Origin of the sequence: Stenotrophomonas sp. WHRI 8082 (assembly GCF_040223995.2) — a bacterium.
In the GTDB taxonomy this organism is placed as follows: domain Bacteria; phylum Pseudomonadota; class Gammaproteobacteria; order Xanthomonadales; family Xanthomonadaceae; genus Stenotrophomonas.
Genome location: NZ_CP167826.1, coordinates 1,080,475 through 1,092,550, shown reverse-complemented (window position 1 = coordinate 1,092,550; position 12,076 = coordinate 1,080,475). Strand labels below are relative to the sequence as shown.

15 protein-coding genes, 2 tRNA genes and 1 other RNA gene are annotated in these 12,076 nt (G+C 66.1%); 11 read left to right on the top strand and 7 right to left on the bottom strand.

What is annotated here, in order from left to right; translation table 11 throughout:
- Positions 1-2: 2 nt before the first annotated feature.
- Positions 3-731, top strand: coding sequence for a DNA polymerase III subunit epsilon (gene dnaQ, locus ABRP17_RS04790; protein ID WP_188324878.1), 729 nt, complete (start codon positions 3-5; stop codon positions 729-731).
- Between the two features lie 106 nt (positions 732-837).
- On the opposite strand, the gene ABRP17_RS04785 is transcribed toward dnaQ, so the two are convergent.
- Positions 838-1,542 (bottom strand): PP2C family serine/threonine-protein phosphatase, encoded by a 705-nt coding sequence (locus ABRP17_RS04785; protein WP_188324877.1) that lies wholly within the window; start codon positions 1,540-1,542, stop codon positions 838-840.
- Positions 1,543-1,710: 168 nt separating this feature from the next.
- Here ABRP17_RS04785 and ABRP17_RS04780 point away from each other — a divergent pair.
- A tRNA-Ser gene (locus ABRP17_RS04780) sits at positions 1,711-1,801 on the top strand.
- A gap of 107 nt (positions 1,802-1,908) precedes the next feature.
- Positions 1,909-2,310 carry a DUF6165 family protein gene (locus ABRP17_RS04775; protein WP_188324876.1) on the top strand — a complete coding sequence of 134 codons (402 nt, stop codon included), beginning with the start codon at positions 1,909-1,911 and terminating at the stop codon, positions 2,308-2,310.
- Between the two features lie 72 nt (positions 2,311-2,382).
- On the opposite strand, the gene ABRP17_RS04770 is transcribed toward ABRP17_RS04775, so the two are convergent.
- Positions 2,383-3,435, bottom strand: coding sequence for a glycosyltransferase family 9 protein (locus ABRP17_RS04770; RefSeq protein ID WP_349984964.1), 1,053 nt, complete (start codon positions 3,433-3,435; stop codon positions 2,383-2,385).
- A 21-nt stretch (positions 3,436-3,456) separates the two neighbouring features.
- Here ABRP17_RS04770 and ABRP17_RS04765 point away from each other — a divergent pair, with 21 nt between their 5' ends.
- Entirely contained in the window at positions 3,457-4,206 is a 750-nt protein-coding gene (locus ABRP17_RS04765) for a 3-deoxy-D-manno-octulosonic acid kinase (protein ID WP_188324874.1), read from the top strand.
- On the top strand, positions 4,206-4,958 hold the full coding sequence (locus ABRP17_RS04760; RefSeq protein WP_192080921.1) for an MBL fold metallo-hydrolase: 753 nt from the start codon (positions 4,206-4,208) through the stop codon (positions 4,956-4,958). Before ABRP17_RS04765 ends, ABRP17_RS04760 begins: the two co-directional genes overlap by 1 nt.
- A gap of 171 nt (positions 4,959-5,129) precedes the next feature.
- Here the strand turns inward: ABRP17_RS04760 and ffs are convergent.
- An RNA gene (ffs, locus tag ABRP17_RS04755) (signal recognition particle sRNA small type) lies at positions 5,130-5,226 on the bottom strand.
- 272 nt (positions 5,227-5,498) lie between these two features.
- Between ffs and ABRP17_RS04750 the strand changes: the two genes are divergently transcribed.
- On the top strand, positions 5,499-5,816 hold the full coding sequence (locus ABRP17_RS04750; protein WP_349984963.1) for a multidrug efflux SMR transporter: 318 nt from the start codon (positions 5,499-5,501) through the stop codon (positions 5,814-5,816).
- 64 nt (positions 5,817-5,880) lie between these two features.
- Here ABRP17_RS04750 and ABRP17_RS04745 read toward each other — a convergent pair whose 3' ends face one another.
- From ABRP17_RS04745 to ABRP17_RS04735, 3 genes are all read right to left on the bottom strand, one after another.
- Entirely contained in the window at positions 5,881-6,501 is a 621-nt protein-coding gene (locus ABRP17_RS04745; protein ID WP_349984962.1) for a TetR/AcrR family transcriptional regulator, read from the bottom strand.
- 4 nt (positions 6,502-6,505) lie between these two features.
- A complete protein-coding gene (locus ABRP17_RS04740; protein ID WP_188324871.1) occupies positions 6,506-7,102 on the bottom strand; it encodes an NAD(P)H-dependent oxidoreductase in 597 nt (198 codons plus the stop codon).
- 88 nt (positions 7,103-7,190) lie between these two features.
- Positions 7,191-7,733, bottom strand: a complete 543-nt coding sequence (locus tag ABRP17_RS04735; protein WP_188324870.1) for a DUF1543 domain-containing protein — start codon at positions 7,731-7,733, stop codon at positions 7,191-7,193.
- Positions 7,734-7,865: 132 nt separating this feature from the next.
- Here ABRP17_RS04735 and ABRP17_RS04730 point away from each other — a divergent pair, with 132 nt between their 5' ends.
- Positions 7,866-8,240, top strand: coding sequence for a hypothetical protein (locus ABRP17_RS04730; protein ID WP_349984961.1), 375 nt, complete (start codon positions 7,866-7,868; stop codon positions 8,238-8,240).
- A gap of 247 nt (positions 8,241-8,487) precedes the next feature.
- Here the strand turns inward: ABRP17_RS04730 and ABRP17_RS04725 are convergent.
- Positions 8,488-8,580 (bottom strand) — tRNA-Ser (locus ABRP17_RS04725).
- Between the two features lie 143 nt (positions 8,581-8,723).
- Between ABRP17_RS04725 and dnaX the strand changes: the two genes are divergently transcribed.
- The 4 genes from dnaX to ABRP17_RS04705 are packed head-to-tail and all read left to right on the top strand — an operon-like array spanning position 8,724 to position 12,044.
- Positions 8,724-10,685 carry a DNA polymerase III subunit gamma/tau gene (gene dnaX, locus ABRP17_RS04720; protein ID WP_349984960.1) on the top strand — a complete coding sequence of 654 codons (1,962 nt, stop codon included), beginning with the start codon at positions 8,724-8,726 and terminating at the stop codon, positions 10,683-10,685.
- 6 nt (positions 10,686-10,691) lie between these two features.
- The gene (locus ABRP17_RS04715; protein ID WP_192080928.1) at positions 10,692-11,012 is read left to right on the top strand and encodes a YbaB/EbfC family nucleoid-associated protein; all 321 of its coding nucleotides are present in this window, start codon (positions 10,692-10,694) and stop codon (positions 11,010-11,012) included.
- Between the two features lie 55 nt (positions 11,013-11,067).
- On the top strand, positions 11,068-11,667 hold the full coding sequence (gene recR, locus ABRP17_RS04710; protein ID WP_349984959.1) for a recombination mediator RecR: 600 nt from the start codon (positions 11,068-11,070) through the stop codon (positions 11,665-11,667).
- Positions 11,668-11,684: 17 nt separating this feature from the next.
- Positions 11,685-12,044, top strand: a complete 360-nt coding sequence (locus tag ABRP17_RS04705; protein ID WP_349984958.1) for a histidine triad nucleotide-binding protein — start codon at positions 11,685-11,687, stop codon at positions 12,042-12,044.
- The last annotated feature ends 32 nt before the right edge of the window (positions 12,045-12,076 follow it).

Here is a 12,076-nt window from a genome sequence, read left to right as displayed (position 1 = left end):
CCATGCGTCAGATCATCCTTGATACCGAAACCACCGGTCTTGCCTGGCAGAAGGGCAACCGCGTCGTCGAAATCGGCTGCGTGGAGCTGTTCAAGCGCCGGCCCAGTGGCAACCACTACCACCAGTACCTGAAACCGGACGTGGACTTCGAGCCCGGCGCGCAGGAAGTCACCGGGCTTACCCTGGATTTCCTGGCCGACAAGCCGGATTTCGCCCAGGTGGCCGAGGCCTTCCTGGCCTTCATCGACGGCGCCGAGCTGATCATCCACAACGCCGCGTTCGACGTGGGCTTCCTCGACAACGAACTGTCCCGCCTGGGACCCCAGTTCGGCAAGATCACCGACCGCTGCACCGTGGTCGATACCTTGGCCCTGGCGCGCGAGCGCTTCCCTGGCCAGCGCAATTCGCTGGACGCGCTGTGCAAGCGCCTGGGCGTGGACAACGCGCACCGCCAGCTGCACGGCGCGCTGCTCGATGCGCAGATCCTTGGCGAGGTCTACATCGCGCTGACCTCGGGCCAGGATGATCTTGGCTTTGACATGGACGAAGACGGCGCCAAGCGCGTGGCCACCATGCAGGGCTTCGACCCGGCCAAGCTGCTGCCGCGCCCGCGCGTGCAGGCCACCGCCTCGGAACTGGAGGCCCATGCCGCCCGCCTGGAGCGCCTGCGCAAGAAAGCCGGCCACGCCATCTGGGACGGCCCGAAGATCGAAGAAGCCGCCGTCGCCTGAAAGCGCCCGGACGGTAGAGCCGGCTTCAGCCGGCTGCTTTCAGGCCCAGCCGACTGAAGTCGGCTCTACCAGGCAACAAGGCAGCGCTGCCTGGGCTGGCGGTTGCTCAGTGGCAGCGCACCAGCACGACGGTGATGTTGTCCGATCCGCCGCCGTCCAGCGCCGCCGCCACCAGCGTATCCACGCACTCCTGCGCGCTCGCATCGTCGAAGGCCAGCGTGCGCGCGATGCCGCTGTCATCCAGCTCTTCGGTGAGACCGTCACTGCACAGCAGCAGCTGCATGCCCGGCCGCAGCTCCCCGGCCGTGGTCGCCACATTCAGATGCGCCGGGTCGGTCACACCCAGTGCCTGGGTCACTACGTTGCGATGCGGATGCGCCCGCGCCTGTTCTGGCGTCAGGTTGCCCTGGGTCATCATCTCCTGCACCACACTGTGGTCCTGGCTCAGCTGCGCCAGCTGGCCGTCTCGCCACAGGTAGGCACGGCTGTCGCCCACCCACGCCACTTCGTAGCGGTTGCCCTGCACGCGGGCAGCCACCACGGTGGTGCCCATGGGCAGCGTGTCGTTGCGGCGACGCGACGCGCGGATGATCTCTTCATCGGCGGTGCGGATGGCCTGGGCCAGCGGCGCCCCCCGGCGGATCTCGCGCACGATGGTTTCCCGCGCCAAGGCACTGGCCACCTCGCCACAGGCATGGCCGCCCATGCCGTCGGCCACCAGCCACAGCGCCAGTTCGCCATCACCGTAATAGGTGTCCTCGTTGAGGGCACGGCGCAGGCCAGGGTGGGTCAGGTGTCCGAATTCGATCATGAGTGGGGGGCAGCGAAAGGGGGGTCTACCAGGCAGTACGCCATCATCGCGGCGGGCAGGACATCCGACAAGCGCGGTAGTCAGGGAAGTTTCACTTTCCTGCGCGTGATGACTTGTGAATATCCGCGCATCCTCGTATCATGCGCGTCCCCGGTACGCCGGGGAAACGGAGAGGTGGCAGAGCGGTTGAATGTACCTGACTCGAAATCAGGCAGGCGTTTATAGCGCCTCGGGGGTTCGAATCCCCCCCTCTCCGCCAGATAAAAAAGAAAAGGGCTGCCCATCGGGTGGCCCTTTTCTTTTCCGCCCACCGGGGACACATGCACCACGCGTTATCATCCCCCTCTGCTTCCAGAGAGTGCCTCCATGACTGCTGAAATCCTCGTTCCCGTCGCCTTCGGCGAGCTGCTCGACAAGATCTCGATCCTGCAGATCAAGTCCGAGCGCATCAGCGACGAAGGCAAGCTGGCCAACGTGCGTGCAGAGCTTTCCGCGCTGGAGAGCACCTGGATGTCCCATCCCGCAGGGGGCAAGGACGTTGCGCAGCTGCGCGCAGACCTCAAGGCCGTCAACGAGGAGCTGTGGGACATCGAAGACACCATCCGCCTGCAGGACAAAGCCGGCGACTTCGGTCCGACCTTCGTGGAGCTGGCGCGCAGCGTCTACCTGCGCAACGACGAACGCGCGCGGATCAAGAAGGCCATCAACCTGGCGCTGGGCTCGGTGTACGTGGAAGAGAAGTCGTACAAGGATTACCGCGCCAGCTGACCCGTCACGGTACGCCCGGTAGTGACGGCCGCTGGCCGTCAAACCGGAAAACCTGACGGCCAGCGGCCGTTACTACCGGGATGGCCGGTCTGCCACGTAGCGCTCGAAGGCGGCGATCCCGTCCTCCACCGTGATCAGTTGCATCACGTCATCGAACTCGATCTTCGTGCCCCATTTCAGCGCGCTTGCGGGCTTGCCGAGGAACCTCCGCGCGGCATCGTCATAGCGGTCCACGCAGTAGCGGCGATCCGAATACGGGCCGCTGCGGTGCGGATTGCTGGCCGCGTGCAGGCCCAGCACTTTCGCGCCGACGGCGTTGGCGATGTGCATGGGGCCCGAATCCGGGGTCATCACCAACTCAGCCCGCGCCAGCAGGGCCGGCAGTTGTTTCAGTGTGTCCTTACCCACCAGGTCCAGCGCCGGCTGCTGCAACTGCGCCTGGATGGCGTCGGCGGTGTTGCGCTCCAACTCGCTGCGTCCACCGCACAGCACCACCCGCCAGCCGCGCGACGCCGCATGGTTGGCAACGGCCGCATAGCGGTCGGCATACCAGTTGCGGCGCTCATGGCTGGAGCACGGCGAGATCATCAGCACCGGGCGGCCGTCATCCTGCCACTGGGCCTGCGCCCATTCGTGCGCCGCGGGCGGCACCGCCAAGTCTCCCCAGCTGACCTCCGTCTGCTTGATCCCCAGGGGCTCGCGGAAGCTGCCGATCGCATCCAGTACGTGGATGCCCGGACGGTCCGGGATGCGCTCGTTGATGAACAGGCCATGCAGGTCCTTGGAGCGGCTGCGGTCATAGCCGATCCGGCGACGGGCGGGAATGAAGGCCGACAGCACGTTGGCGCGAAAAGCGACCTGCATCTGCAGGAGCGCCTCGAATCGGCCCTCGGGCAGCTGCGCGCGCAGGGCCTTCATGCCGGCCAGCCCCGTCTTCTTGTCATACGCATGGAAGGTGACGCCTGGCAGGCCTTCGAGCAGTTTCAGCCCGATTTTGTCGATCACCCAATGGATCGGCGTGCCCGGACGCGCGGCCTGCAGGGTCCGCACCAGCGGCACCACGTGGGTCACATCACCCAGCGCGGACAAACGCAAAAGGCACAGGGAAGAGGACGTTGATGCCATGGTGTTGTTAGACTCGAAGGAATGGTCGCATTCGACGCCAATGAAGCGATGACGCCTTGCCGCGAAGGACGCGGCATGGGTGCCATTCTGTTCGACCGCGAACGGCTGCGGCAAGCCGACGCCAGCCTGTTCTCGCCGCAGCACTGGGGCGAGCGGGCGCGGCCGGTAGGCGAGGGCGGTCGCGGCAGCGCGTGGTTCGTGGATGCGCCCTTCGGGGCCAGTGTGCTGCGGCACTACCGGCGCGGCGGGCTGGTGGCCAAGCTGAGCCATGACCGTTACCTGTGGCGTGGCTCCCAGCGCACCCGCAGCTTTGCCGAATTCCGCCTGATGCGCGCACTGCGCGAGCTCAAGCTGCCCGTGCCCCGGCCCATCGCGGCGTATTACATGCGCGAAGGCCTGCGTTACCGCTGCGCGATCCTGATGGAGCGCATCGAGGGCGTACGTTCGCTGGCCGACCGCGCGCTGGTCGCCGGCCGCGGCGCACCCTGGGAAGAAACCGGGCGGCTGATCGCCCGTTTCCATCGCGCCGGGCTGGACCATGCCGACCTCAATGCCCACAACATCCTGTTCGATGGCAACGGCCATGGCTGGCTGATCGACTTCGACCGCTGCGTGCAACGTATCCCGGCCACCGCGTGGCGGGAGCGCAACCTCAAGCGCCTGCTGCGCTCGCTGCTGAAGCTGCGCGGCGAACGCAGCACCGATGAAGTGGAAAAGGACTTCGCGCGGCTGCGCCGTGCCTACGACCTGGCCTGGAACCGGGGCACCTGATGGACTGGTCGCTGCGTTTCCTGGGCGTCGGCAATGCGTCGGCGGTGGAGCTCGGTTCGCCGATGTCGGTGATCGAGCGCGACGGACAGCCCTGGCTGACCATCGATTGCGGCGGTGAAGGCCTGACCGCGTTCCAGGCACACTACGGCCACCTGCCGCAGGCGCTGTTCGTCACGCATGTGCACCTGGACCACGTGGCCGGCTTCGAGCGCTTGTTCGTGGATACCTTCTTCAACGCCCAGCGTCGCGGCAAAGTGCGGCTGTACGTGCCCGCGCCGGTGGTGCCGCTGCTGCACAGGCGCATTGGGGATTACCCCAACGTGCTGGCCGAAGGCGGCGCCAACTTCTGGGATGCCTTCCAGCTGATCGTGGTGGGCGATGCGTTCTGGCACGAGGGCGTGCGCTTGGAGGTATTCCCCGCACGCCATCACTGGCCGGAGACCGCCTATGGCCTGCGGCTGAAAGGGTCACTGACCTGGAGTGGCGATACGCGGCCCATTCCCGAAATGCTGGCGCGCTTTGCCGATGACAACGAACTGATTGCCCACGATTGCGGGTTGCACGGCAACCCATCGCACACCGGCGTGGATGACCTCGAGCGCGAATACAGCGCTGAACAGCAGGCGCGGATGATGCTGTATCACTACGCCAGCGCAGCGGATGGCGATGCGTTGCGCGCGCGCGGCCATCGCGTGGCGATGCCGGGTGAGTGCGTGCCGCTGGCCACCCCGACCGCCATGCAGGTCGCCTGACCCCGACCGGTTTTTCCGTGCGTAGTCCTGAGTCGCGCGATGCGCGCATCGGTAGCGCCGAGCCACGCTCGGCGGAATGTTTCCGTGTGCAGTCCCCGCCGAGCGTGGCTCGGCGCTACCAAGGGCAGGTAGCCGCACGGCATCGCGTTTCAGTGGCCCAAAAAGGTGGCGCCCCCGCCGGCTGACCTCGGCGCCCGCGTCGATCGATACCGTTGCTGCCTTCCGGCCCTGGCGGGATTTTCGATCTAGCGTCGCGAGGGGCCGACGGGGCCGCCATAGAGACGTGGACAGCGGGAGTAGTGGCGCCGTGCGCCGAACCTCACCGGTCCTGGCTGCACATCGCATAGCGACGGCAGGCGCGCATTCTAGCGCATGCGCCTACGCGTTAGCCAGAACAATGCAGTGAACCGCCTGTAACCCTTCAGTATGCAGCGGCGTCGCGAATTGCCTGCCGTTGCTAGAATCATCGGCGGAGGAACGGCCTCCCCCGCACCGGGTTGAAATGTCCAGGACGGCCTGGCCCCTGCAAAGGAGGCCGCCATGGCCTGGATCTATCTTCTGTTCGCTGGTCTTCTCGAAATCGTCTGGGCCGTTTCGATGAAACAGTCCGAAGGCTTCAGCAAGCTCACCCCGACGCTCATCACCCTGGTCGGCATGATCGCCAGCTTCTGGTTGCTGGCCGTGGCCATGCGTACGTTGCCGCTGGGTACCGCGTACACGATCTGGACCGGCATCGGCGCTGTCGGTGCGTTCGTGATCGGTATCGTGTTTCTGGGCGAGCAGGTGAGCGCGATGCGCATCGGCGCCACCGTGCTGATCGTCTGCGGGCTCGTGCTGATGAAACTGTCGAGCAGCTGACAAGGCCGGGGTCAGGTCCGTTTCGCGTAACCAGAGGGATCTGACCCCGACAGGCGTAGTGCGATCACGCGCTGCGCTTCACCACCGACAGGATCACCGACCGCAGCTCGTCTTTCGCCTGCGCCTCGCTGATGTCGCCATCCACCGCGGCCTGCGACAGCGTATCGGCCGCCCCGAGCACGGCCCACATGCCCGCAGAGGGCACGCCATCCCTTCCAGCGAAGGGGGCGAAGATGCCTTCGCACTTCTCGATGAAGGCCTGCTGGTACCGGCGTTTCACCTCCAGCAGTTCCGCGGATCCGCCCAACGCGGCCACCACGGCGGATATTTCGCGCCCTTGGGTGAGTACGCAGGCGACATAGCTGTCTGCCACCACGCGGGCCTTGTCCTGCAGCGTCGCACGCGCGGCATCGACCGCTGCATCGAAGACCATCGTCTGTCGCACGTCGTAGTCCTCGTACAGCGCCGCCAACAGACCGTTCCGCGTACCGAAGTGGTCGTACGCCACGGGCTTGGTCACGCCCGCAGCGTCGGCCAGGCGCCCCAGCGACAGGGCGTCGCTGCCTTCGTCGCTGATCAGCGCCCATGCAACGTCCAGCAGCTGCCGCGTGCGCTGCCCGCGTGGCAGGCGCTGGCGCGCAGGTGCTGCGGGTGCTGGATTCAACGGGGCAGGGTGCTTGGGCAATGCGTCAATCCTTGGGTGAAACGATGCGGCGCCCAATGTCGAAGGCGGTATCCAGATGCGCAGCGGGAAAGCCGGGATCCGACGCGAGCAGCCGGGTGGAGCTGATAACAGGGGCACCACAATAGTCGAAGATGCCGTGGTCGATCTGGGTCGTCATGGCGGTTGCGTAGCCATGGCGATCGATCATGCCCTGGTCCGCGCCGCCGTTGGCTACCAGATGCACCTGCAATCGCTGCAGCTTCTTGATGACCTTTCCTTCCGGGTTCTCTTCGTAGGCCCAGCCGTTGGAGAACACGCGATCGATCCAGCCCTTCAGCAAACCCGGGAACGACCACCAGTAGATCGGGTAGACGATCACCAGCCTGTCCGCCCGGTCCAGGCGCGCGTGCTCATGGGCGATCTCCGGCGGGGCCGGGGCGCGCTTCTCGAAATAGGCGAGGTCGGCAGGCGAGAAGGCCGGATCGAATCCTTCGGCGGCCAGGTCGGCGATTTCGAAGGTGTTTGAAGCGTCTGCGCTGGCGATGCCTTCCGCCACGCGCTCGGCGATGGCATGGGTGAGGGAGTCGGGATTGGGGTGCGAGATTACGATGAGGGTATGCATGGACATCCTTGGTGGTGAGTTACCATTAGTAACCTACTATCCGTAGGTATTCGCCCGGGCGCAACTGCATGGATGGAACGCTGGCACCTCATGCCATGCTGGATCGTCGCCCGATGGGCCGGTAGCCCTGCCACTCCGGCTTCGGTGCCGTGCCAGACGGATTGGGCGTGAGGTGCACCTGTCTGCCGTTGAAATCGCTGAGCGCCAAGCAGTTGTCCACCTCCCGCAGATCATCCTTGTGCAGTTGATCCGCGCCCTGCAGCAACTGCCTGCGCGCCTTCGCCTTGGCGCCGGCGGCATCCGCTGCGACAAACAGGCCGAACTCGTGCAGCTCCGCCAGCGTGTCCTTGCGGTAACCGCCCATGTTGACGAAGAAGAGGGTGAGGCCGGACGGATCCGGGCCATCGGCCATGCGCACGTCGAATCCGTCGGCCCAGGTGATGTCCACGTAGCCATCCAGATGCAGGCTGGAGGGGTCGCCGAACCATGCCTCGCGCAGCGCGGGATAGGCGTCCTGCACGCGGGCGACTGCCGCGAACTGCACATCGTGCAGCTCGATGTTGGCGCGGCCGGCCGTACCGCCGATGTAGAACTGGTACAAGCGCGGCGGAAAGAGCGAGGCAGTCGGCATGGCAGGCAGTTGATGCGGGAGCGAGCAGCCAGCGTAGCAGTGCCATGGTGCGTCGACGCCTTCGCGTTCGCGTGATGCACATGCCGTGGGTCTTACCGTGGAAACACGAACTTCATCGACGAGGAGTACCCGATGCGAACTTCTGCAACTGCGTCCGTGCACGGCGGTGGCGCCCGCCTGGTCATCTGGTGTGGTGGTCTGGCCGTGGCGTCGGCGCTGAGCGCCTGCGGTGCGGGCGCACCGCCAGACAATGGCGCGGCTTCATCGCCAGCGGAGTCCGTGACGCCGGACGCAGATCAGCCCGCGCACGCCGCCACGCCTGCAGCACAGCGACCGATGGACGAAGTGCCCAAGCAGAAAACCAATGCCGCAGGTGAGCGCGAATATCAGTTCAACAACGGCTGTGTGGTGGTCATCGAACCCAAGCGGGCCGTGGTGAAGAGCGAAGGTCCAGGGTGCGCATCGCATCACCGTGACATCGCCCTGCTGTACGCCGCCGGCGACTGACCCTGGGTGGTCCCGACCCAGGGTCGGCGAGCGCAGCGGCAGCCCGTGCGCGTGCGCCAAAAGCGTTGCCGACTGAAGTCGGCACTACCAAAGCGGGCACCACGCAACGCGGGTGCCGCGCACGCGATCGTGCCTGATCGGTAGCGCCGATCCATGGTCGGCGAGCGCAGCGGCCGCCCGTGCGCGCAAAGTGGCAGCGCGGGACAAATAAAAAGGGCCGCCCGATGGGCAGCCCTTTTCATTTGTCTGGCGGAGAGAGGGGGATTCGAACCCCCGAAGCGCGGTTTAGACGCTTACACACTTTCCAGGCGTGCTCCTTCAACCGCTCGGACACCTCTCCGGATTCCCCTGCGGAACGACAATGCCGTTGCAGGGGCCGCAGATTCTAGCTGGCTGCGCGGCCGGACACAAGCACCTTCGGCGGCAGGCGGGGGGACTGGACAGGCGTGGCACAATGGACGTCCTGATGAAGACGGTGGCCTGATGTCCTATCTCGTCCTTGCCCGCAAGTGGCGTCCGAAGCGGTTTGCCGAGCTGGTGGGCCAGGAACACGTGGTCCGCGCGCTGACCAATGCGCTGGACAGCGGCCGCGTGCACCATGCTTTCCTGTTTACCGGTACCCGCGGCGTGGGCAAGACCACCATCGCGCGTATTTTTGCCAAGTCGCTGAACTGCGAACAGGGCACCAGCGCGGATCCGTGTGGTCAGTGCCCGTCGTGCCTGGATATCGATTCGGGCCGTTACATCGACCTGCTGGAAATCGATGCGGCGTCCAACACCGGCGTGGACGATGTCCGCGAGGTTATCGAGAACGCGCAGTACATGCCGTCGCGCGGCAAGTACAAGGTCTACCTGATCGACGAAGTGCACATGCTGTCCAAGGCGGCCTTCAATGCGCTGCTGAAGACGCTGGAAGAACCGCCGGAGCACGTGAAGTTCCTGCTGGCCACCACCGATCCGCAGAAGCTGCCGGTGACCGTGCTCAGCCGCTGCCTGCAGTTCAACCTCAAGCGCCTGGACGAAGATCAGATCCAGGGGCAGATGACCCGCATCCTGGCGGCCGAGGACATCGAAGCCGACGAGAGCGCGCTGGTGCAACTGTCCAAGGCCGCCGATGGCAGCCTGCGTGACGGCCTGTCCCTGCTCGACCAGGCCATTGCCTACGCCGGCGGTGCACTGCGCGAAGACGTGGTGCGCACCATGCTGGGGACGGTTGATCGGACCCAGGTCGCGGCCATGCTGGAAGCGCTGGCCGACGGTGATGGTCAGCGCCTGCTCAAGGTAGTGGCGGCGCTGGCGGAGTTTTCGCCGGACTGGAGTGGCGTGCTGGAAGCGCTGGCCGAGGCGCTGCATCGCATCCAGGTGCAGCAGTTGGTGCCTGGCGCGATCGCCGCCGACGGTCTGGACCTTGCCCGTTTCGCGGACAGTGTGCGGCCGGAAGTGGTGCAGCTCTGGTACCAGATGGCGCTCAATGGCCGCCGTGACCTGTCGCTGGCGCCGAGCCCGCGCGCGGGCTTTGAAATGGCCGTGCTGCGCATGCTGGCCTTCCGTCCGGCCGCTGCGGTGCCGCCGGTGCCGCGTGCGCCGGAAGGAGGCGAGGGCGCGCAGCCGGGTGGCTCGTCAGGGTCGGGGGTGAATCCGGGGCCGACGGGTATCGCGGCCGCGTCCGCCGAGCAGGACGCGCCACAACCGAAGCAAGCGGCCCCCGCGGCCGTGAAGCAGGCAGCGCCGGACCCCAAACCGGTGCAGGAACCACCGCCTGTGGAAGATCCGCCGCCGGCACCGCCCGTGCCGGTGGAAGAGCCGCCGCCATCGTCCCCGGATGATGCCGATCTGCCGCCGTGGCAGGTGCAGGCAGCCGAGGGTGATGATGAGCGTGATGCCGCCCTGGCGGCTGAAATGGCCGGCCCGGACGCCGCCATGGTGGCGCCGTGGCAGCCGCCGGCAGAGCCGGCACCCGCGCCGGTCACGCCGTTCCAGGCCGAAGGCATCGCCATCGCGCCGGTCGCGACCAAGAAGGCGGACGCGTCGTCTGCAGCCGGCGAACTGTCAGCGCTGGCGTGCGCCGAAGACTGGCTGGAGCTGGTGGCTAGCAGCGGCCTGAGTGGTCCCTCGCGGCAGCTCGCCGCAAATGCGGCCTTCATCAGTTTCCAGCATGGGGTCTTGAAACTGGGCTTGTCGCCCGGATTTGAATACCTGAGCTCCGAGCGCGCCTTGGGTGCGCTGTCGGAGATGCTGGGCAAGGCGCTGGGTTCGCCGCCGAAGATCGTGGTCGATACCACGCAGGCGTCGGCCGAGACCCTGCACCAGCGCTCGGACCGTCAGCGTGGCGAACGCCAGCAGGCGGCCGAGGCGTTTTTCATGGCCGATCCGGAAGTACAGGTGCTGATCCAACAGCACGGTGCGCGGCTCGTGTCCGAATCCATCCGTCCCTTTGAAGAGTAAAGAACCATGCGCGGCAATATCGCCCAGATGATGCAGCAGGCCCAGAAGATGCAGGAGAACCTGCAGAAGGCCCAGGAAGAAATCGCGAAGCTTGAAGTCACCGGTGCGGCCGGTGGCGGCATGGTCAGCGTCACCCTGACCGGTGCCAAGGAGTGCCGCAAGGTGCGTATCGATCCGTCGCTGCTGGGCGACCAGGAAATGCTGGAAGACCTGGTGGCGGCTGCATTCAACGACGCCTCCAACAAGGTCGATGCGGAGTCCAAGACGCGCATGGGTTCGGCCACCGCCGGCATGCAGTTGCCGCCGGGCATGAAGCTGCCGTTCTGAGCAGCGGCTCCATCACCTGCAGCGGGCCGTCGGCCCGCTCCATCGAAGCGCGACCATGACCGCCCCCCTGCTTGAACAGTTGATCGATGCACTGCGTGTGCTGCCGGGCGTGGGCCAGAAGACGGCCCAGCGCATGGCGTACCACCTGCTGGAGCGTGAGCGCGAGGGCGGCGAGAAGCTGTCGGCGATCCTGGCCCAGGCGATGGAGCGCATCGGCCACTGTGCGCAGTGCCGGGACTTCAGCGAAACCGAACTGTGCGCGACCTGCGCCAACGGCAGCCGCGATCGTGGCCAGTTGTGCGTGGTGGAGTCACCCGCCGATCGCCTGGCCATCGAGACCGCAACCGGTTTCCGTGGCGTGTACTACGTGCTGCAGGGGCGCTTGTCGCCGCTTGATGGCATCGGCCCGCGCGAGCTGGGGCTGGAGCAGTTGGACCAGCGCCTGGCGCAGGGCGAAATCAGCGAGATGATCATCGCCACCAGTGCCACCGTGGAAGGCGAAGCGACCGCGCATTATCTCGCGCAGCTGGCGCGTGCACGCACCGTGCGCCCCAGCCGCTTGGCGCAGGGCCTGCCACTGGGCGGTGAGCTGGAGTTCGTTGATCGCGGCACGTTGTCGCATGCGTTCGGTACGCGCAGTGAAGTGCGGGAATAACCATCATCGAGGCAGCCATGAGCAACGAAACGCTTTTCAGCAAGATCATCCGCCGGGAAATCCCTGCCACCATCGTCTATGAAGACGACGAGGTCCTGGGCTTCAACGACATCGCCCCGCAGGCGCCGGTGCATGTGCTCTTCATTCCCAAGCAGCACATCATCCCCACCCTGGATGACCTTCAGCCTGAGCAGGCCCACCTGATCGGCAAGCTGGCGTTGGCGGCCGCCTCGTATGCGCGTGACCAGGGGCTGGCGCAGGATGGCTACCGTATCGTCATGAACTGCCGCGAGAATGCGGGCCAGACCGTCTTCCACATCCACCTGCACCTGCTGGCCGGTGCGCCGCTGGGTCACTTCGGCGCGCCGGGCAAGTAAGTACGCCGTGCACGAAAAAGCCGCCCGAAGGC